A 19,964-nucleotide genomic window follows, 5' to 3' on the forward strand; every position below is an offset into this window, starting at 1 on the left:
AAAAAATACTATAAAATACTCATTATCAATTTTTTACCAAAAGACGAAAACACCATTAAGTTTATGTTTCCTTTATAAGAAGAGTAAGTAAAATTTAGATTAACAAATAATTAACTTCTCTTAGGTTTTGTTAATCGAGGATAAAAGTAAATATGGGCAGGCAGGCCGAAAGGGCGCTCGCTAGTGGTATAATAACCCTTACCATCCCTTGCAAAAGTGATGGCCTCACCCTGTGGTTCGGCAGTATAGGGTTGCATCAATCCCTCCCGTTTGAACATACCCACGATAGACTCTCCCGGTTGGCGTTTCCAATAGTATACATTCAGCAGATTTTTCACCAGCACTTCACTCCCATCTGCCGCGATATCGGCACTTGTAATAAACGTATAGGGGATAGATGCCTTCCTTTTTAGCAACAAAGTGTCTGCTGTGTTTTCCGCTGGAAGCTCGGTTTCATAAACTCCAGCCTGCAAATCCCTTTTACTGATGATATACAGCTTCTCGTCTATGGGGTCAAAAAACATCGACTCGGCATCACGGGGGCCATCCTCATAGGTTAAGGTGTAAGTTGTTATCTTTTTTTGCGGAATGGTATCCACAACTTGTCCGGGCCGATATGTTGGTTCTTCAAAACGATGCACCTTTATGGTGGCGTGCCTACCCAAGTTATCACCGATATCACCTACCAAAAGATAATTTTTGCCTTCACTTTGCATCGTAGTCATATCTTCCCAGTCGCGCGCTTCCACTCCCGCTAAATAATAAGTAGCCCGATGATGAGCTGTTCTGTCCAACAGAAAGACACGTGCATCATCTCCGCTATCATTATGCACCCAGAAATAGCCTTGGTTAGTTATCCCACAAGCAATACCCGATGCTTCATCTATTGCTGAGTGGCTTATCTTACCTTTGCTGATTGCATTTCCGAAAATACGTTCTTGTAATCTGGAGGTAAAAACGGTGATTAAAAAAGTAAGACCAATAATATTAATAAGTAACCTCATTTAACAATTATACTGTTCATCAAAACGCTGCTCATTGTCTTCCCCGTTTATTTTGTACCTTTGCGCATATTTTTCGACTTATGCATATTGAACAATTTTATGATACCGGACTTGCCCATTCGTCTTACGCTATTTTAAGCAATAACGACGTTGTATTAGTTGATCCGGCAAGGGACCCAGAACCATACTTTGCCTTTGCTAGAGAAAATCATGCCAAAATTGTAGGGGTGATAGAGACCCATCCCCATGCCGACTTTGTTAGCTCTCACTTGGAAATACACCAAAAGACTGGAGCAACGATATATACCAGTGAATTAACGGGTGCCGAGTACCCGCACAGGGCCTTCGATGAGGGCGATGTGATTACAGTAGGAAATATTACCCTGCAGGCTATTAATACACCCGGCCATTCCCCCGATAGTATCTGTGTGCTGTTGCTTGACGAACAAGGGAAAGAATCGGCTGTATTTACCGGCGACACGTTATTTGTAGGCGACGTGGGCCGACCTGATCTTCGGGAAAACGTAGGTAATCTGCAGGCTGAAGCCGCAGAGCTCGCCCGAGCGATGTTCCATTCATTACGCAATAAATTGATGCGCCTGCCAGCGGACGTGGTGGTTTATCCGGCTCACGGCCCCGGTTCACTTTGCGGTAAAAACATGGGGTCAGATCTCCAGAGTACGATAGGTAGAGAGCGATCAGAAAATTACGCCCTACAGAAAATGGAAGAAGAAGCTTTTGTAGCCTTAATTACGGCCGATCAACCCTTTGTGCCCAAATATTTCCCTTATGATGTAGCGTTGAATCGTGCGGGTGCTGAAGCATTTGATGAAAGTGTAGAACAGGTAATAGCGATCACAGACACCAATGCGCTTGAGCCTCAGGTGTTAATTATCGACGGCCGACCTGCAGAGCAATTTAAAAACGCGCATCATCCGATGGCGATAAATATACCCGATGGCGATAAATTCGAAACTTGGGTGGGCAGTATCGTATCACCTGGCGAATCATTTTATCTGCTAACAGACCAAGCTGAAAGAGCCACGGAGCTCATCAAAAAATTAGCCAAAATAGGCTATGAAAATCAATGCAAAGGCTTTTTTATTTCGCCAATCGGTAATAAAAAAACCACTGATTTTGATTTAGAAGCTTTTAAATCAAACCCTCAACAGTATACCATCATCGACATCCGAAATGACGGGGAGCTTGCTGAAGGTAAACTGTTCAGCCATGCTATCCACATCCCCTTACCGAGACTTCGAGAGTCTCTTCCCGTGATACCCGAAGATAAACCCATTGTTGTCCATTGTGCTGGAGGATACCGATCTGCCATTGGGTCGAGCATTGTAGCGCCTTCGGTACAGGTGCCAGTATACGATCTCAGCACGGCCGTAAGTGAATTTAAACCCAACAACGAACAATAAACATTTTCAAACAGCAACGTGGACTTCGTAATTACCGGAGACGGATCAAAAACAATATTTCACCCCACTGTTGGAGAACATTACCACTCCAAACATGGGGCGGTACAAGAGAGCAGGCATGTATTTTTACAATCCGGACTAGCCTATTACTTAGAGAAACGCACAGTTCCCATCGATGCAACTGTAACTATTTTAGAGGTTGGTTTTGGTACCGGTTTAAATTTTTTGCTTACCGCAGACTATTGTACGGCAAACCATATCACATTGCACTATACCGGTATAGAGGCTTACCCGTTAGATCATGCCATCATTGAGAAAACAGGTTATCAATCGGCAGTCGAACCAGCCATTTGGAAGTCCTTTTCAACACACTACCAACAAGCGTTACTGGGTAAGCAATCCCTATCTGCACGAGTAAATTTAGCGATTGCGCATCAACCTGTTTTGGGCTTTCACACTACGCAGCTATACGATCTGCTGTATTTTGATGCCTTTGCGGCTATACACCAACCAGAGATGTGGAGTTATGAGACCTTAAGTCACATTTGCAAGTTTTTAAAACCTGGTGGCGTATTTGTGACCTACGCCATTACAGGCAATTTAAAACGTATAATGAAATCCTTGGGGTTTGCTGTTGAAAAGGCTCCCGGAGCCCCTGGAAAGCGGGAGATGCTCAGAGCAGTAAAGCTTTAGACAAGTTATAGCTCCCCCTCCACACCCAAACCAAACAATGCAAAATCATACTTCACCGGATCGTGAGGATCAAGCTGGCGAAGGTTTTCCGTAAGTTCGACTGCTGTTTGCCAATCGGTTTGCTTGCGTGTAATCAGACCGAGTTGCCGGGCCACTCGATCGACGTGTACATCACAAGGGCAGATAAGGTCTGCCATGGCGATATTTTTCCATATCCCAAAATCTACCCCTTGCCTATCCTTCCGCACCATCCATCTCAAAAACATATTCAGTCGCTTACAAGTTGATTTTTGAGCAGGAGAGCTAATGTGTTTGCGTGTTCGCTGTGGATAATCGGGCAATCCAAAAAAATAAGCTCTGAAGTAGTTAAGCGCTGCTTCAATAGGTACGGGCTTATACGCCAGTTTATGTTGATAACAAACCTCGCTACTTAAATCCATACCCTCATTTGGAGTAAACGCAGTTATAAAATAGTCGCTTCTGAACTCAACGTTACGTTCATCAGGAACAAAAGCCTGTTCCAGCGATTCAAATTTCTGATAATGGTTCCTAAAAAAACTAACAAAATACAACAGATCTGTGTCATTAAAGGTTCGGTGCTTAAAACCGAGCAAGTGTTTCAGGTCTTGATCCCGATGATTGCAAATAAAATCATAGGGACTCCCATCCATTCTGCCGATCAGTTCCCTGCATTTATTAATGATGGTTTTCCGCTGTCCCCAAGCCAATATCGCGGCAAAGAAACCCATGATTTCGATGTCCTGCTTTGATGTAAACAAATGCGGTATACCAATGGGATCATTTGCTATAAATTCAGGCTGGTTATATAGCGTCACCTTCCGGTCGAGAAAGCCTTTTAAATCCATACATTCAACTTACCCTAATGCTTGCTTCAAATCTTCCAAGAGATCGTCAATATCTTCCACACCTACACTGATTCGAATCAGGTTATCTACTACCCCCACCTTTTCACGTACTTCTTTAGGAATAGAACCATGCGTCATGGTTGCGGGATGATTAATCAGGGACTCAACCCCACCTAAAGACTCGGCCAATGAAAACACGTTGAATGAAGATGCTAGCTTAAAGGTATCTTCCAAGGTGGCATCTTTGAGTACGATAGAAATCATGCCACCAAAGTCGAGCATCTGTTTTTTCGCCACTTCATGATTGGGATGATCTTCGAAACCCGGCCAGTAAATTTTTTCTATCCGCGGATGATTTTTAAGAAAAGCCGCAATTTGACGACCATTTTCGCAGTGTGCTTTCATACGCAAATGCAAAGTCTTAATACCCCGTAGGGCAAGAAAGCTATCCTGAGGCCCCGGGGTTCCTCCGCAAGCATTATAATAAAAAAACAACTGCTTGTATAATTCTTCACTATTGGTAACCAGCGCTCCCATAACCACATCACTATGACCGGCAATATATTTGGTTACCGAATGCATCACGATATCGGCACCGAGGTCAATGGGATTTTGTAAATAAGGTGATGCAAAAGTATTATCTACCACATATAGTACCCCGGCTTCTTTGGCAATTTTCCCGACCGCTTCGATATCAATAATCTGCATAGTCGGGTTTGTTGGTGTTTCAATCCATATCAGTTTTGTACGATCAGATAAATGATGCTGAATACTTGCCGGGTCGGTGAGGTCGACAAAGTGAAATTTGATACCAAAATCCGCAAACACCTTCGTAAAAATCCGATAAGAGCCTCCGTAAAGATCATTTCCTGTAATCACTTCATCACCCGGCCTTAACAGTCGCAATACAGTATCTGTAGCCGCCATACCACTTGAAAAGGCCAATCCAAACTGCGCATTCTCCAAGGCAGCAATACAATCTTCCAAGGCCTTCCGTGTTGGATTAGTCCCCCTCGAATACTCATAGCCTTTATGTTCTCCCGGAGTCTTTTGCCAATAAGTTGACGTCTGGTAAATGGGAGTCATAATTGCTCCCGTAGTTGGATCAGGATGTTGACCTGCGTGTATCGCTTTTGTTCCGAACTTCATTTTTTTTATAAGATTATTAGACGGCACGCCACGGGCTTCAGTTATTGCGTTACCTGAATACCGCCTTTTTTATTAAATTATTTAATATGCCTTTGCAAATAGCACCCGTTGCTTGGAGGGTTTTCCTGTAAATATACACGTTCCTTCCTCCTGTTTATTGTTAAGCGGGATACAACGTATGGTTGCCTTAGTCTCTTCTTTTACCCGCTTTTCTGTTTCGGCTGTGCCATCCCAATGTGCGGCGATAAACCCTCCATCCTCTTCAAGCACCCGCTTAAATTCGTCGTAGGAGTTCACTTCCACGGTATGTTCGTCCCTATACTGAAGGGCTTTCTGATAGATATTTTGCTGGATGTCTGCTAAAAGCTTTTCTATCTTATCAGACAAACCTTCCTGTGATACCGTTTCCTTGGTTTGCTTATCGCGTCGGGCAATCTCCACCGTTCCATTTTGTAAATCACGTGCGCCCACAGCCACCCGTACCGGTACGCCTTTTAATTCCCATTCCGCAAACTTGAATCCCGGCCGTTGGGTATCGCGGTCGTCGTATTTTACGGAAATTCCTTTTGGCTTCAATGCTGCGATTAACTGATCGGCCAATTCCTCAATTTTATTACTTTCTTCTTCCGTTTTATAAATAGGCACAATCACCACTTGTATAGGTGCTAATTTGGGGGGCAATACCAGTCCAGCATCATCAGAATGTGCCATAATCAGCGCTCCCATCAGGCGAGTGGATACACCCCATGAAGTAGCCCATACATGATCCAATTTACCTTCTTTGGAGGTGAACTTAACGTCAAAGGCTTTTGCGAAGTTCTGCCCTAAGAAATGCGATGTTCCTGCTTGCAATGCTTTGCCATCTTGCATCAGCGCTTCGATACAATAGGTATCTAGTGCTCCTGCGAAGCGTTCGTTCTCCGTTTTTCGTCCTCTTATTACTGGAAGTGCCATCCAATCTTCAGCAAAAGTAGCATAGACCGCCAACATCCTTTCCGTTTCCTCTACAGCCTCTTTTTCCGTAGCGTGTGCGGTATGCCCTTCCTGCCATAAAAACTCTGCGGTACGTAAAAATAAGCGCGTGCGCATCTCCCAGCGTACAACGTTGGCCCATTGGTTGACCAGAATAGGCAGATCACGATAGGATTGTATCCAGCCTTTATAGGTATTCCAAATAATGGTTTCAGAAGTAGGTCTTACGATGAGTTCTTCTTCTAATTTAGCCTCTTCGTCTACCACAATTTGTCCGGTACCATCATTCTTAAGTCGGTAGTGTGTAACCACCGCACACTCTGTGGCGAAACCTTCCACGTGAGAAGCCTCTTTAGAAAAAAATGACTTTGGTATGAAAAGTGGAAAATAAGCATTGCTGTGCCCTGTATCTTTAAACATCTGGTCTAATGCTGCCTGCATTTTTTCCCATATAGCGTAGCCATAAGGCTTAATAACCATACATCCACGTACGGCCGAATGCTCGGCAAGATCAGCTTTATTGACCAATTCATTGTACCATTGGGAATAATCTTCTTTTCTGCTGGTAATACCTTTACTCATTATTGTATGTTTGGAATAATATTTGTATTTTAATACTTAAAGCTAATAGTTTAAGTAAACGTTAAAAATTGTTAAAAATGTTAAAATAACCTCAAAGTTACGTCGATTTTGCGAATGTAAGGATTATAAAGTTATTTTTGTAGCAATTGCATTTTTACGACCGTTTACCTATTAAACCATTGGAGTTAAAAGATGTCTATAGGATATAAAACCACAAATTATAGTGAAAGGAAAGAGCTATGAAAAGTAAGCCAAAAATAATACAGGGTGCGATGTTGGTAGGAGCACTATCATTAGGTGCTTGTGCTACCAGTCAATATGCCCAGAATACTTTTCAGGATGATGTATATGGAGGAAAGAGCAAAGCACAGGAAGTAGCTTACCGCAGTCCGGATTATTACGATGAATATGCTGAACCTGCTGAGGATTATGACGAATATGGTTACGATGAGTATGCCGATTCGGATAGCAGCGCCTATGCAGACGAATATTACGACGATCAGAATACCAGCTATTATGACGACGAATATGCCGATAGCTATGGCGATGCATATGCTGATGAATATGATGATTATGAGTATGCCAACCGCATCAACAGATTCCAATATGCTACCCCGGGAATGACCTATTACGACCCGTTTTTTGACCCATGGATGGGCATGGGCTTTGGCATGGGCATGGGACCTGGTTGGGGCATGGGCCTCGGTTGGAGAGGTGGCTGGGGCATGGGCTTCGGCATGGGCATGGGCTTTGGCTGGGGCGGCATGTGGGGTAACCCATACTGGGCCGGCGGCTGGGGCGGCTGGGGTTCTCCCTGGTGGGGTCCTTATTCCTACTTCGGCGGCGGCTGGGGCTGGGGCGGCGGTATGTGGGGCGGCGGCTGGGGCTGGGGTCCTGGTTGGGGCTGGGGAGGCGGTGTCTCCAGAAGAAATTATGCTCCCAGACCATATGCCACAAATGCATTTAATTCAAGGGGATCCATTATTAGGAGAAATACAGGTGTTGGTGCTAGGATGACCGGAGGGAGATCAAGTACAGCCAATACGGGAGGTAGACCAGCAGTTAATAACAGAGGTGTTGGCGCAAGAGCTACCGGTAATGCGCCGCGCGCAACCAGATCTGCTAGCGGAACTCGGGAAACCGCGAGACCAGCTACAGGTACCAGGCCATCAACAGCTAGGCCAGGAGGAACAGCTAGACCATCCGCCAGACCAGGAGGTACTGCTAGGCCTTCGGGATCTAACAGACCGACCTCAGTACGTCCGGGAGGTGCAAATAGACCCTCATCCGGTACGGCGAGACCTCAAAGTAGGCCTTCAGGTTCTGTCAGACCTTCAGGTGGTCAGTCTCGTCCGACTGCAAGACCGAGCGCACCACCACCTTCTTCAAGACCAACCTCCGTATCACCAGGTAGGTCATCAGGAGGCTTTGGCGGCGGTGGCGTTAGCCGCGGCGGCGGCGGTGGATCCGTCGGCGGAGGAGCCCGTGGTGGTGGCGGTAGAGGCCGATAATTATAGTAAGGCAAATACCAATACAGTACATTTTCAAAGGCCGACTATTGTTATAAAATGAAAGATCAAGTTAATAGCATTAGTCGGCTTATTTAATTATAAAATCATTATTAACGAAGCAAGCTATATTTAATATGAAAAGCAAAAGAATTGCAATATTGTGTCTTCTTTTGGGAGGGTTTTGTACGTCCCAGGCGCAGAATCTGGAAGAATCGCTCTTATTTTCGCAAAATGAGCAAGGTGCTACTGCACGCTTCCGGGCAATGGGGAATGCACAGACTTCTTTGGGGGGAGACTTAAGCAATATTTCAGGTAATCCCGCAGGTTTAGGTTTTTTTAACAGTTCTGATATCAGCCTTTCTCTCGATTATTTCGGCGACCGTAACAAAGCTACTTATTTTGGCAACCCAACGACCTCCACGGCCGACCGCGTAGGCATTAACCAATTCGGAATTGTGTTTAACCTGCCCAATATGCGCGCAAGAGGCAGCAGCGATCTAGATCGTGGATGGTTAAATTTCAATGTCGGTATCGGCTATACTAAAACTAACAGTTTTCATTCTAAACTAAATTATGCCGGTATAAACCCAAACACCAGCATAGCGGATTTCTTTGTAGATCAAGCTTATGAAGGATCTTTTCTCGGCGACATCGGTTGGGATATGGGTTTGTACGATCAAGTAGGACAAAACAACCCTTATTATGCGATGACCAGTTTGGATAATGATCAAGGGGTAATGAACGCTTACTCCGGCACCCAATCGGAAGTCAATTTCTCTGTTGGAGCGAATTACAGCAATCGCTTCTACCTTGGTGCTTCACTGGGATTATCAAGCATTAGTTATAACGCCAATACGCATTTCTACGAAGACGGATTTATCGCTGGAGAAGATAATCTTCAGGATCCCGGACCGGGCGAACAACCTTCCCGTTTCCTGGAAGAGGATGGTTATAATGAGTTACTAAATTCGGCTTTCAGTTATGATCAGCAAATATGGTCAAGAACGAGAGGAACCGGAGTAAACCTGAAATTGGGAGCGATTTACCGGGCATCAGATATCATCAGAATTGGGTTGTCTGCGACTACCCCTACCTGGTATCGCATGTCTGACAGTTATGACGATTTTTACGGTATTGCGAACTTTAATGCCAACGGTGGTGAAATTTCTTCATATGAAGATTCACAAGTTGATGTATATTCGGAATATAATTTACGTACACCGTATCGTTTAAATGGCGGTATTTCTGCCGTATTCGACAGAGGGTTAATAACTGCAGACGTTGAATTTGTAGATCATAAAAGTATCCGATTGTCAAACACCGACAATCTGTTGGAAATGCAATTTAACGAAAATGTAGCCGCCAATTATCAAGGGGCTTTCAACTATAAAGTGGGTGGAGAGCTTATGATTGTCCCCGAGTTTTTATTAAGGGCCGGTTACAATCGTCAGGGAAACCCTTACCAAAATGCAGATTATAAAGCACAATCATTTTCTGGAGGTTTAGGTTTCCGCTTTGGCAATTACTATGTAGATGCTACTTACCAACATTGGAGACAAGACTATAGCGCTGCTCCTTATACATTCACAGAAGAAATAAACCTAGCTGCTCCTATTGCCGATGTAAGAAATTCAAGGAACAATGTTTTCTTAACCATTGGTGCTAAATTTTAAAATTAACAATTAAATTTTCAATAAAACAGCGTTTGATAGAACATGATCAAACGCTGTTTTTTTATCGCGATCTTCCTTGAACTACGGGTGATGGAGGTGGAAATTATGCATAAAACCGCCATTTTGCTCTATTACTTAAAGGCAGATACAAATAGCTTAGCGATCAGGTCAGTTATCATTGAAGCAGTGTTAATTGACTTGATGTTCATGTCAACTATATTGAAATCTAAGTCAGTTAAATTCAACATAAAGACAACCTTCTTGAACGTATTTCCACATAACTTTGGTGTAAAGTAAGTTGGGATAGCAACATTGCCAATTGACTTCAGGGTTATTCCGATCAACTTTGTCATCATTCCAACAGGAATCAACTTCAAGTCAATAAGGTCTGGAGTAAAGACAACGGACAAGACGTCATTTCCAGTTATCATCGACTTCAAGTTTTATAACATAGTCTTCATCCCAATCTTCTTTATGACGGACTTAACTGGCTTTAACAAATTGCTGACAACCTTAGCCTTAATCCCAACTAACTTAATGATATAGCTGACTAGGTCCGACTTCATGTTGGTCAACATGAAGTCGAAGTTTATTTACGGAGCGACCAATTCCATATTCTTTATCATGAAGACAATCGGAGTCAAGGTTAAGTAAGTTGCAAAAAGTTTCTTTTGATTCATTTAATCTTTTTTAAACGATATGAGCGCAAAGCTCAATCGCAAACCATTGTACAAATTAATTGTTTAGCAAGAAGTTACCGCAACACACACCCAAAAGCGTAAGTGCAAATGAAAAGTATCCGAAGAAAGATTATCGTAGACGCGACAGCTGAAAAATCTTTTGAAGTTTTCCTTCATGAGCTGGGTAATTGGTGGCCTAAGGAATACACCTGGTCTAAGGAAGAATTGGTTGCCTTAAGGGTAAACCCTACGGTGAACGGTTTCTTTACAGAGATCGGTCCATACGGCTTTCAATGCGACTGGGGTCGCATTACTGAAATCAGCGATAACAAAGTAGTTTTCTATTGGCAGATCAGTCCTGAACGGACTCCTGAACCCAATCCTGAACGTGCCAGCCAAGTTGAACTATCTTTCACACAGGAAAAGAATTATACCGTCATCTTACTGGAACACCGCGCTTTTGAAAATCATGGAGAAAAAGGGGAGTCTTACCAGCAAATGATGAACTCCCCGGAAGGCTGGGATTACCTCCTAGCCGCTTTTGTAGAATACTTATTGGTTAGGTAATAACAGCTCAAAAACTCCAGCAGCTTTTTCTTCTCCATTCACAATAACGGCCACCTTATGTTCACCCACATAAAATTTACGTGTAGTAATGGGTTTAAAAGATTGTTTACGTTGAACGGATACTTTCTCATTAGGCGCGTATACCTTTTCGCTTATTTTAAAGACTTTCTTGGAAAAATCGCCTCTTAGTCGCCTATAATATACCGCATACTCCAAACGAATGACCTGGGCTTTGTCTGCATTATTTTTTATGGAAAAAGTAAACGACAGGCTTTCCCCTCCTTTTACATGTGGTGTATTCACAACAAAATTATCCAACAATACCTGTGTACTGTCAAACCCATGTAGTTGTAAAACCTCCGGATTCCCTTGTTTAAGTAAAGTACGACAACCATGTTTAACCAATGCATCTGTCTCTTTGCTAATACCTTTCCATTTCCGTGCAATATCTAATACAATAGCCGGATGAGTTTTGGCGATATCATTTAAATGGTTAGCCACACTTTTCCGCACCCACAAAGAAGGATCGTGCTTTAAATTCTCCAATATCGGCAACGTTAACTGCGGCTGCTGCTTTAACAGTGGTACTGCCGTAGCCCAAGGGAGGCGTGGTCTTGTGCCCTCGCTGGCAAAACGCCGAACTTTATGATTGGGGTGTACAGACCATTCCTGCATTTGGTCCATCATAGGCACACCGTATTTTATCAGGAATGGCCTTACGGCAAATTCAGCGCTAACAAACTGGGTAGTTCTTTCAAGGGCATAAACCGAGGCAGGAAAATCGTCCAAACCATAAGTCGCAATATAATCCGGCAGGAACATAAACTCCAGTTTATCTTCTCCAAAACCAGCTGTCTTCAATTGTAAAATAAGTTTTTCTAAAAGAATAACAGCCTCTGCATAAGAGACAGGCATGAATTGATGTAGCACTTCCGTAACATGTTGCATACGTCCTTTCCACTCCTTTTCCTCAAAGCCATTGGCATATATGTTATCTATAAAAGTAGTTTTATCAAATGCCGGTAATACCTGCTGAAGGTTCACTGCCAATTCCTTAAAAAAATTAAGTGTATAAATATCCTTGATAAGTGCCATAAACAAAAATAGTTTTCTTTATAATATCAAAATAAACAGTTGTGAGCTAGCATATACAGCTTCACATGATCTTTTTTCTCCTGATCCATAGCAAAAAACCTGTTATACAGAGTACACCGGGAGTAAGACCTAAAACTACATAAAACCACCGTAAGACTAATCCTCCATACGTTCCGGCGTGTAAAGGTAAAACCATAGCCCTTAGTTTATCTTTCGCAGACATATGCTCTGCAAGTACCACTTTCTCGGTATTGCCACTTTGTACATCGATATGCACAGCATTACTGTTGCCATATAAGCATGAATTTCCCGGTAAACTTCCGCGAATACTGAAACTCCTCCCGGGCTGTGTAGGGAAATACACATATTTTTTCGTTAAGTTAGGCATAATTTCCAAGGCGCGCGCATAGAGGGTATCGAACGATTGCTCTACCTGCATATTAAGGGTATTTACGCTCTTTTTGCTCTCCCATACCTGCTTATCAAAAGCAAATAGATTCATCCAGAATCCTGTAAAAAATATGATCAGGTTGAAAATCAACGACCAAACCCCAAGCACCCGATGTACTCCGGAAAATGCCATCCGCTTATTCTTCCATTTTATACCTGAACGAAAGGTTAACACTTTCCATATATGTTTTCGATAGATCGCTAAACCCGTGAGCATGGAGATCAACATGGTGATTCCAAAAATCGCTGTAAGTGCCGTACCTGGCATACCAAAATGAAAGGAAAAGTGAAACTGAAAAATCCATTGCATCATGCCTGCCTGCCATTGGTCATACCTCCCCTCTCTTAATATTTCCCCTGTATATGGGTCGATCGTGATGACACCTAAATCGTAGGTATATAGATTACCATCGTTGAGATATAGTCGAAAGTCGTGTGCCTCGTTTGCTGAAGCTTCGGGGTTAAGCCACCCAATTCCACTTAACCGAGGGTATCTCTCCGTTATGATCTTGTAAATACGATCAACACCTATTTGCGTATCGCGAACTTCAACAGCAAATAATTCACGATTGGTATAATGATCAATTTCCTGCATAAATACGAGTGCAGAACCACTCAAGCCCAACAAGAGTAAAAATATACCGGTTAACAATCCGGTGAAACTATGTACTTGAAACAGGCGGCGTAAAAATTTATTCTTTTTGATCATCATTTACCGGATTAAATAACCTAGTCCTACCCTTACATGTAATGGATCACCCAATGATGCAGTCACCGTACGTGAGTTTCCTCCATTAAAGTACCTTGCATTCGTCATATTATACATATTGAACTGTAAATTCCAGCGTTTACGCGCATAACTAAGTGATGCATCTAACACTGTAGATGCCGGTATCAAAAAATCCTGTGCCGCCAGAAAACCTACCTGATTGCTCATGTAACGTCCACCAATACCAAAGCCTAATCCCGTTAATTTTCCCTGGTTTAGTTCATACTTAAACCATAGATTGCCTATGTGTTTCGGAGCATTGTTAAACCGACTGCCCGCTGTACCCAAGCTATTATCGGTACGCAATACATGATTGTTTAGCGCATACCCTAAAACCATACTGAAATTCTTTATTCTCCCCTGTAGTGTAGCTTCTAAACCTTTACTGCTCGTACCATCTATCGCAACCTGTTTGTTGGGATTATCTGGTGTAGGCGACGGCGCCAGGATATTGTTATAGTAGATTGTATAAGCAGCCACCATAGCCGATAAATGATCATTAAACCAGCTCCCTTTGACACCTGTTTCGTATTGGGTGGCCGTTCGTGGGGGGAAGGGGCCTCCGTCACGCACCGAGTTAGATGTTTGCGGGTTAAACGATTTGGTGTAACTCCCATAAAAGGCGATATTGTTTTGCAACGTATATACCAGACCAATTCTGGGAATCCATGCGCTTGCATCCGATTCGTTCCCTTGTTCACTATCCCGATCAGATAAAGGGGTACGCAGCAGCTTATAAGAGTCATAACGCAGGGAAAGAAGTAATTTGATATGTCTATAACTTATCTGATCTTGTGCATATGCTCCTATGAGATTGATCACTTGTTTATTATCGTCATAGTAGTCGGTGGACGGATCGCCAGGTGGTGGATCTTGACGATAATCAGGATACAATATATGGATCGGACGTGCTTGTGAAAACCTATAGTCGTTCTTTAACCAGCCATAGTTATTATAATCGATACCTGTTAGTACCTGATGTTGTATACTTCCTGTTTTTATAGCATAGTTAAGATAAGCGGTGGTCTGCCAGTTATACTGATCGTACAACCAATCCTGGTATCCTCGCTGGATAGTATCATTAGTTATCAAACCACTCGTAATATGATCGGCATAGTCAAATCGGCTACGTACATAACGTTGCACGAAAGTCAATTTTAAATCTTCATTTATTTGGTGATCGAAGTTTAATGCGACAGATGTATTATGTGTTTTTCCATAATCGGAAGGGCTCTGGACAGTTAGGTTATTGGGGTAATAGTTAAAATCAAAAGTACCATCGGGACGGGTATATACATACGTACCTCGGTCGTATTGCTGTACAGTTTTTGCATAAGCATAATTCACTTCCAACAACAACGCACTTCTCTTGTCAAAATGATAAGCCAATGATGGAGCAACCAGTAAATTGCTTACTTCCTGATAATCTCTAAAGCTATTACTCCGATCATAACCGATAATTGTTCTATACAGCAACTTTTTATTCGCTGTTAGCGATCCGGTAGCATCGGCAGCAAGACGCATCATATTCCAACTCCCATAAGATGCAGTAAACTCAAATTGCTCTTCGGCCTTAGGCTTTTTTGTGGTAAAATTTATGATCCCTCCCGGCGCTCCCTCACTGAATAGCGCAGAAGCAGGACCTCGTAACACTTCGACCTGCTCTATATTATACAAAAGTGGCTGCTGACTCCAAAGGTATAGATTACCTCTAATACCGTTAAATGTAAGGAAGCTCGCATCAAATGGATAATACGAAGTAAAACCTCGCATACTGAAAGACCCCATGCCATTGTTCGTCTTTACCCCAGTCATCAAAGGGGCTATTTCATTCAGTGTGAATGCCTGCCTATCGCGTATAGCCTGTTGACTTATTACCTGAATAGATTGCGGCGTTTCCAGCAATTTAGTAGCAGCTCTTGTTAGGTCTGTTACACTGTCAATATTATATTTTTTGTGAAGTGCATTGATGGTTACTTCATCTAAGTTCGTTGTGGCACTCGTATCAATTGTTTGGGCAAATAGCAAACAAACAGGTAATGCCGTTAATAGCAAAACCGTGCTTATATACCTAATATTCATTTTTTATTGGTATTATAAAATATTAAACACAAAAAGAGAAGCTAAAAACTAGCTAGTGCAATAGTATCTGCTTCCTAAGAATTAAAGATTTGTTGATTTTTAAAAGTGCTATTCGGCCTGTGGTGGCTTAAAAACGGCTAACAACTGTTTAGAAGAGATATGAATACTGTTGGTAATAAGGTATTTACCAGTTTTTAAGAGCGGAAGAAAAATAGAAGGATCCCAATAGAACTGATTGCCAACGTATACAATTTCTACCAACTGCTTAACTTGTACCGGAGCGTGTTCATGCTCCTGCTTGTCCAGCTGCTTTATTTTTTTCATGAACACGCATTGACCATTACATTCGAGTTCAGGTCTGTTCCGATTTTCACAAAGTTCTTTTGCTATGTATCCCTGGTTGATCTTGAAAGAAACGAATAGCCATAGCCTACCCAATGGTTGCATAACAACAACCACTATTAAAAGCAACACCATAAATTTTACTTTCAACGAGGTACGCATTTACGGCTGCTAAAATAAATAAAATTACTCACCAAAACATTTATTTATTTTTTTCTCCAAGTTTAAAGTTAAAAAACACGGCCAATCCCTTCGACTCTAATTTAGCTTGCCCGTATCCAACTCCTGTAAGCGGTAATTTGACAAAAGGTCTGATTGCCAGGCTCATATTATCACTAACATTGTGCTCTAGAGATATCGCTATGTTCGCTATACCAAAAAGATGATTGTTTTGCCCCCTAAGCTTATATGAGCTGGGCAAATTATTATTATAGCCAGTTCCATTATTCTCATCATAAAAGAACTGATATTGCTCCCTTAGCATAAAATAACTGGAAGCACCGGCACTTAACTTCAATTGGGTCGCTCCCCTTCTATAAACCTGATAATTCAATTCAATTGGAATGTCTAACACGTCACATACGGCTTCAACATTAGTAGGGGGAACCGTCCAGTTCCCTTGAGTTTTTGGCCGATAAAAACGATATGGGGCATTGTAATTCTTTTTGGCATACGCCAAGCCGCCGGAAATACTCCACCTGTTATTTAAGGGCAAGGTATATAGAACGCCGATATTCGGACTTAATTCATTACTACCGGCTCCTCGTATGCCCGTCAGATCGGGCGCCGCCATAATGGAAAGGTAACCATGCTTATCTTTTCTTTCAGAAGGCAATACAGCAGATACATTAGACGACAGGTGGGTCTGTTTGATATTGACAGGAGCATGCGGAAGCACTAAATAGGTTTCCTTGCTGTCCGTTGACGGGGTTACGGTTTTTACCTGAGCCAGTAGGCCATCTTTGTCAATGCGAATCGTTTGGGTTTCGCGTTGATCGGGTACCACTCGTGCTTGCTGCGTGATTACATTTTTTTCCACATCCTTTTTCATGCTTTCAAGATCAATCTGGGGTTGTCTCGAAGGTGCATCAGCGGGTCTTTTCCAACTATTTATAGGTTTAAGTTGCTCTCCTTCTGTTTCTGGCCGCCAAACTGTTAAGAAGATTCCCAATAGGATGGCAGCAGCTGTACCTAAAGAAAGCAACCAGATTTTTTGCAGTTTCTTTACTTTATGGGCTGCCAGTTTTTGCTCCATAGCTACCCAATCTGCCTCCTGGTAAGACAGCTCGTTTTTTGTCAGTCCGTTTTTAAAAAGTTCATCAATCGTTTTCTTTTCCATCGCACTTAATCATTAAAATCCACATCTTTTGAAATAGAACCTGTAATCGTATTACCATGCTTCGCCTCAGCTTCCGCAGCCTTTAGCTTTTCCATCAACTTCGCACGGGCCTTATAAAGATTAGATTTAGAGGTTCCAATTGAAATATTTAACATCCCGGCAATCTCTTCATGTGAATACCCTTCTATAGCATATAAATTAAAAACAGTTCTGCAGGATGGACTGAGCGATTGTATCATCAACAACAGATCTTGATAATTCAGCTTATCGTGAATGGCATCAATGGAGATCGGCAGGTATTGATGATCGTGAAGGTCTTCATTGTTGCTGAATCTAAGATTGGTTCGGTAGTAGTCGATAGCAGTATTTGTCATGATACGGCTAATCCAAGCAGTAAATGGCCTGTTAAAGTCGTACGTCTTTATGTGCATAAACACTTTTAGAAAACCTTCATTCATGATACTGGATGCATCCGGCTTGCTATTGGCATAGCGAAGGCAAATTCCCATACCAAGCGTATAGAAACGTCTATAGAGCTCTTTTTGAGAGCCTCTATCACCCCGGATACATCCCTGTATCAGTTTCGATATGATTTCATTCTGATCTTCCTTAGGTGCCACCAAGCCCTCCTTTCAAAATTCATTACGGTGGTAATATGCAAAAGGTTGCCTCAAAGAAAAAAAATTTCCGGGGATACAGGACCCACCTTAACGAAATAGTTTTTTTGACAAGCGAAAGCAACCATTTCTAAAATCCATTCGTATTGCCTGTATGATTCCAATACCAAGCATATGATTTTAGAATTCTTAACAAAAACTAAATAATATCATGAACAAGTATTTATTCGTTTATTTCAATATCTTTCTATTATGGGGCCTTCTATATAGTTGCTCAAAAGATCAAGCGGCTTCACCAGAACCTGAACCTCCAGAAGGCAACGAGGTAACTGTAGAAAATGTAAGCTATAACAATTTTGTAGGAGCGCTTTTTGAAAGTAAGTGTGGTTCTTGCCACGCTTCTGGAGGAGGCGCCAGTGGACGCTGGACATTCTCTGGCTACACATCTGTGAGAGATAATGCTTCACGGATTAACAATGTTGTACTAGTTACCCGTACAATGCCAATAGGTGGAACACTCACGACAAATGAAAGGTCGCTTTTACAAGCATGGTTTGACCGAAACACTCCTGAAGATTAAGCGCCCTTAATATGAAAAAAAACACTTTACTCATCATGATACTGATAACTTACTGCTTGAACTGCAGAGCACAGCAGGTGTTAACATGTCAGGATGTCCTCCTATCTTTTTTTAGCAGCACTCCATTGGAAGATATAGAAGGAACTAGCAAAACAGGTGCTTCAGTCATAAATGTAAGCAATGGGGATATCATTTTTAAGGTAAAAAATACATCCTTTCAATTTGAGAAAAAACTCATGCAAGAACACTTCAATGAAAATTATATGGAGAGTGAAAAATATCCCCTTTCTGAGTTTAGAGGAAAAATTGAAGATGCGGAAAAGTTAGCAGAAAATGGCGTCCATTATTTAAATGTTTCTGGAATACTGACTATTCATGGTGTTGCAAAAAACTATCGTACAAGAGCCAAAATGACCGTAAACAATGGATTGATAACAGCCACCTGTTCATTTGATGTGCGCACCGCTGATCATAAGATTAAAATTCCTTCAATACTCGTAAAAAATATTGCCGAAGTAATGAAAGTAAACATTTCAGCCAACTATAAAAATAAACCGATCTGATAACTCAATGTATTATGAAAACATTATACCTGGGTGTTGCCCTTTCATTCGCGATTGCTCCTTCTCCAGTGCAGGCACAGACTGATCTGGAACAGCTTATAAATTTAGGTACAGAAAAAAATGAAAAAGTTCCTGCTACATTTAAATCTACACGATTAATTAATATACAGTCTACAGAAACGATCCATAAGCATGACTTAGATTTTCGGGTGGATCACCGTTTTGGAGACATTGCCGGAGGGAATGGCGGGATAGGTAATTTCTTCGGGCTTGATCAGGCAACCGATATCCGCATTGGCTTCGACTATGGCATTACAGATAATTTTAATATTGGAATTGCCAGGGCAAAAGGGGCTACAGCAGCAACACAACTTTATGAAGCAAATTTCAAATACCGGTTTCTGGAACAAACAACAGATAACAGCATCCCGCTGAGCATGGCATTTTTTGGTAGCGGCACCATTACGGGAGTAAAAGCCGCTGATGATCCAACGGCATCAACTGCCTATGGTGGTTTTACCGACCGACTTAGCTACGTCAGCCAACTTGTTATAGCCAGGAAGTTTGATGCTAATCTTTCCTTTGCCCTCATGCCCACTTATTTACATCGTAATTTCACACGCTACGGCGATCAAAACAGCTTGTTTGCTTTAGGTTTTGGAGGAAGATTAAAAGTCAGTAAGCGAATGGCTTTCGTTGCTGATTATATACTGCCATTTCGCGATGGACCAAAAAAAGAATATATAGAAACCATCAACCAACAAAAATTTTATAATGCACTCGGTGTCGGACTGGAAATTGAAACGGGTGGACATGTTTTTCATCTGAACTTCACTAATGCAACAGCCATTCAGGAATCACAGTTTATAGCCGAAACGACTACCTCTTGGGGTAAAGGTCAATATAGATGGGGATTTAGTATATCTAGAAGATTTTCTTTGAGCGGAAAGCAAAACTGATGATCTCTAGGCCTTTCTCATATTCCTTTGTGAGTAATCCAAAAAAA

At 42.1% G+C, this 19,964-nt stretch carries 19 protein-coding genes; 8 read left to right on the forward strand and 11 right to left on the reverse strand.

Annotated elements, in window-relative coordinates; genetic code table 11:
• Positions 1-110: 110 nt before the first annotated feature.
• Positions 111-1,004, reverse strand: a complete 894-nt coding sequence (locus tag H8S90_RS24720; RefSeq protein ID WP_187340416.1) for a hypothetical protein — start codon at positions 1,002-1,004, stop codon at positions 111-113.
• An 80-nt stretch (positions 1,005-1,084) separates the two neighbouring features.
• On the opposite strand from H8S90_RS24720, the gene H8S90_RS24725 reads away from it, so the two are divergent.
• Positions 1,085-2,428 (forward strand): MBL fold metallo-hydrolase, encoded by a 1,344-nt coding sequence (locus tag H8S90_RS24725; protein WP_187340417.1) that lies wholly within the window; start codon positions 1,085-1,087, stop codon positions 2,426-2,428.
• An 18-nt stretch (positions 2,429-2,446) separates the two neighbouring features.
• A complete protein-coding gene (gene mnmD, locus H8S90_RS24730) occupies positions 2,447-3,121 on the forward strand; it encodes a tRNA (5-methylaminomethyl-2-thiouridine)(34)-methyltransferase MnmD (protein WP_187340418.1) in 675 nt (224 codons plus the stop codon).
• Between the two features lie 5 nt (positions 3,122-3,126).
• Here mnmD and H8S90_RS24735 read toward each other — a convergent pair whose 3' ends face one another.
• The 3 genes from H8S90_RS24735 to proS form a co-directional block, all read right to left on the reverse strand.
• Positions 3,127-3,987: a TIGR02757 family protein gene (locus H8S90_RS24735; protein WP_187340419.1), complete on the reverse strand. Its 861-nt coding sequence runs from the start codon at positions 3,985-3,987 to the stop codon at positions 3,127-3,129.
• 9 nt (positions 3,988-3,996) lie between these two features.
• Positions 3,997-5,136, reverse strand: coding sequence for a cystathionine gamma-synthase (locus H8S90_RS24740; RefSeq protein ID WP_187340420.1), 1,140 nt, complete (start codon positions 5,134-5,136; stop codon positions 3,997-3,999).
• A gap of 81 nt (positions 5,137-5,217) precedes the next feature.
• On the reverse strand, positions 5,218-6,690 hold the full coding sequence (proS, locus tag H8S90_RS24745) for a proline--tRNA ligase (RefSeq protein ID WP_187340421.1): 1,473 nt from the start codon (positions 6,688-6,690) through the stop codon (positions 5,218-5,220).
• A gap of 239 nt (positions 6,691-6,929) precedes the next feature.
• Between proS and H8S90_RS24750 the strand changes: the two genes are divergently transcribed.
• A complete protein-coding gene (locus tag H8S90_RS24750) occupies positions 6,930-8,201 on the forward strand; it encodes a hypothetical protein (RefSeq protein WP_187340422.1) in 1,272 nt (423 codons plus the stop codon).
• Positions 8,202-8,335: 134 nt separating this feature from the next.
• Complete coding sequence (locus H8S90_RS24755) at positions 8,336-9,874, forward strand: OmpP1/FadL family transporter (protein ID WP_187340423.1); 1,539 nt, start codon at positions 8,336-8,338, stop codon at positions 9,872-9,874.
• Between the two features lie 131 nt (positions 9,875-10,005).
• On the opposite strand, the gene H8S90_RS24760 is transcribed toward H8S90_RS24755, so the two are convergent.
• Positions 10,006-10,305, reverse strand: a complete 300-nt coding sequence (locus tag H8S90_RS24760; protein ID WP_187340424.1) for a hypothetical protein — start codon at positions 10,303-10,305, stop codon at positions 10,006-10,008.
• Positions 10,306-10,662: 357 nt separating this feature from the next.
• Between H8S90_RS24760 and H8S90_RS24765 the strand changes: the two genes are divergently transcribed.
• On the forward strand, positions 10,663-11,121 hold the full coding sequence (locus tag H8S90_RS24765; RefSeq protein ID WP_187340425.1) for an SRPBCC domain-containing protein: 459 nt from the start codon (positions 10,663-10,665) through the stop codon (positions 11,119-11,121).
• Here H8S90_RS24765 and H8S90_RS24770 read toward each other — a convergent pair.
• The 6 genes from H8S90_RS24770 to H8S90_RS24795 form a co-directional block, all read right to left on the reverse strand.
• The gene (locus tag H8S90_RS24770) at positions 11,107-12,216 is read right to left on the reverse strand and encodes a DNA alkylation repair protein (protein WP_187340426.1); all 1,110 of its coding nucleotides are present in this window, start codon (positions 12,214-12,216) and stop codon (positions 11,107-11,109) included. The two genes, H8S90_RS24765 and H8S90_RS24770, sit on opposite strands and share 15 nt — an antisense overlap.
• 61 nt (positions 12,217-12,277) lie before the next feature.
• Positions 12,278-13,378: a PepSY domain-containing protein gene (locus H8S90_RS24775; RefSeq protein ID WP_255501734.1), complete on the reverse strand. Its 1,101-nt coding sequence runs from the start codon at positions 13,376-13,378 to the stop codon at positions 12,278-12,280.
• A complete protein-coding gene (locus tag H8S90_RS24780) occupies positions 13,379-15,517 on the reverse strand; it encodes a TonB-dependent siderophore receptor (protein WP_187340427.1) in 2,139 nt (712 codons plus the stop codon).
• 108 nt (positions 15,518-15,625) lie between these two features.
• Positions 15,626-16,021: a hypothetical protein gene (locus tag H8S90_RS24785; protein WP_222852187.1), complete on the reverse strand. Its 396-nt coding sequence runs from the start codon at positions 16,019-16,021 to the stop codon at positions 15,626-15,628.
• A 40-nt stretch (positions 16,022-16,061) separates the two neighbouring features.
• Positions 16,062-17,198: an outer membrane beta-barrel protein gene (locus H8S90_RS24790; RefSeq protein WP_187340429.1), complete on the reverse strand. Its 1,137-nt coding sequence runs from the start codon at positions 17,196-17,198 to the stop codon at positions 16,062-16,064.
• Positions 17,199-17,203: 5 nt separating this feature from the next.
• A complete protein-coding gene (locus tag H8S90_RS24795; protein ID WP_222852188.1) occupies positions 17,204-17,818 on the reverse strand; it encodes an RNA polymerase sigma factor in 615 nt (204 codons plus the stop codon).
• Positions 17,819-18,026: 208 nt separating this feature from the next.
• Between H8S90_RS24795 and H8S90_RS24800 the strand changes: the two genes are divergently transcribed.
• From H8S90_RS24800 to H8S90_RS24810, 3 genes are read left to right on the forward strand one after another with little or no spacing between them, the layout of a single operon-like run.
• A complete protein-coding gene (locus tag H8S90_RS24800) occupies positions 18,027-18,395 on the forward strand; it encodes a hypothetical protein (protein WP_187340430.1) in 369 nt (122 codons plus the stop codon).
• Positions 18,396-18,406: 11 nt separating this feature from the next.
• The gene (locus tag H8S90_RS24805; protein ID WP_187340431.1) at positions 18,407-18,958 is read left to right on the forward strand and encodes a YceI family protein; all 552 of its coding nucleotides are present in this window, start codon (positions 18,407-18,409) and stop codon (positions 18,956-18,958) included.
• Between the two features lie 14 nt (positions 18,959-18,972).
• Positions 18,973-19,917 (forward strand): DUF5777 family beta-barrel protein, encoded by a 945-nt coding sequence (locus H8S90_RS24810; RefSeq protein ID WP_187340432.1) that lies wholly within the window; start codon positions 18,973-18,975, stop codon positions 19,915-19,917.
• Positions 19,918-19,964 lie beyond the last annotated feature (47 nt).

Source organism: Olivibacter sp. SDN3 (assembly GCF_014334135.1).
In the GTDB taxonomy this organism is placed as follows: Bacteria; Bacteroidota; Bacteroidia; order Sphingobacteriales; family Sphingobacteriaceae; genus Olivibacter.

Excerpts from the sequence above, each read along its gene's own strand:
- H8S90_RS24720 (WP_187340416.1), bottom strand. The coding sequence starts at position 1,004 with ATGAGGTTACTTATTAATATTATTGGTCTTACTTTTTTAATCACCGTT.
- H8S90_RS24725 (WP_187340417.1), top strand. The coding sequence starts at position 1,085 with ATGCATATTGAACAATTTTATGATACCGGACTTGCCCATTCGTCTTAC.
- H8S90_RS24735 (WP_187340419.1), bottom strand. The coding sequence starts at position 3,987 with ATGGATTTAAAAGGCTTTCTCGACCGGAAGGTGACGCTATATAACCAG.
- H8S90_RS24740 (WP_187340420.1), bottom strand. The coding sequence starts at position 5,136 with ATGAAGTTCGGAACAAAAGCGATACACGCAGGTCAACATCCTGATCCA.
- proS (WP_187340421.1), bottom strand. The coding sequence starts at position 6,690 with ATGAGTAAAGGTATTACCAGCAGAAAAGAAGATTATTCCCAATGGTAC.
- H8S90_RS24750 (WP_187340422.1), top strand. The coding sequence starts at position 6,930 with ATGAAAAGTAAGCCAAAAATAATACAGGGTGCGATGTTGGTAGGAGCA.
- H8S90_RS24755 (WP_187340423.1), top strand. The coding sequence starts at position 8,336 with ATGAAAAGCAAAAGAATTGCAATATTGTGTCTTCTTTTGGGAGGGTTT.
- H8S90_RS24760 (WP_187340424.1), bottom strand. The coding sequence starts at position 10,305 with ATGATAACTGGAAATGACGTCTTGTCCGTTGTCTTTACTCCAGACCTT.
- H8S90_RS24765 (WP_187340425.1), top strand. The coding sequence starts at position 10,663 with ATGAAAAGTATCCGAAGAAAGATTATCGTAGACGCGACAGCTGAAAAA.
- H8S90_RS24770 (WP_187340426.1), bottom strand. The coding sequence starts at position 12,216 with ATGGCACTTATCAAGGATATTTATACACTTAATTTTTTTAAGGAATTG.
- H8S90_RS24775 (WP_255501734.1), bottom strand. The coding sequence starts at position 13,378 with ATGATGATCAAAAAGAATAAATTTTTACGCCGCCTGTTTCAAGTACAT.
- H8S90_RS24780 (WP_187340427.1), bottom strand. The coding sequence starts at position 15,517 with ATGAATATTAGGTATATAAGCACGGTTTTGCTATTAACGGCATTACCT.
- H8S90_RS24785 (WP_222852187.1), bottom strand. The coding sequence starts at position 16,021 with ATGCGTACCTCGTTGAAAGTAAAATTTATGGTGTTGCTTTTAATAGTG.
- H8S90_RS24790 (WP_187340429.1), bottom strand. The coding sequence starts at position 17,198 with ATGGAAAAGAAAACGATTGATGAACTTTTTAAAAACGGACTGACAAAA.
- H8S90_RS24800 (WP_187340430.1), top strand. The coding sequence starts at position 18,027 with ATGAACAAGTATTTATTCGTTTATTTCAATATCTTTCTATTATGGGGC.
- H8S90_RS24805 (WP_187340431.1), top strand. The coding sequence starts at position 18,407 with ATGAAAAAAAACACTTTACTCATCATGATACTGATAACTTACTGCTTG.
- H8S90_RS24810 (WP_187340432.1), top strand. The coding sequence starts at position 18,973 with ATGAAAACATTATACCTGGGTGTTGCCCTTTCATTCGCGATTGCTCCT.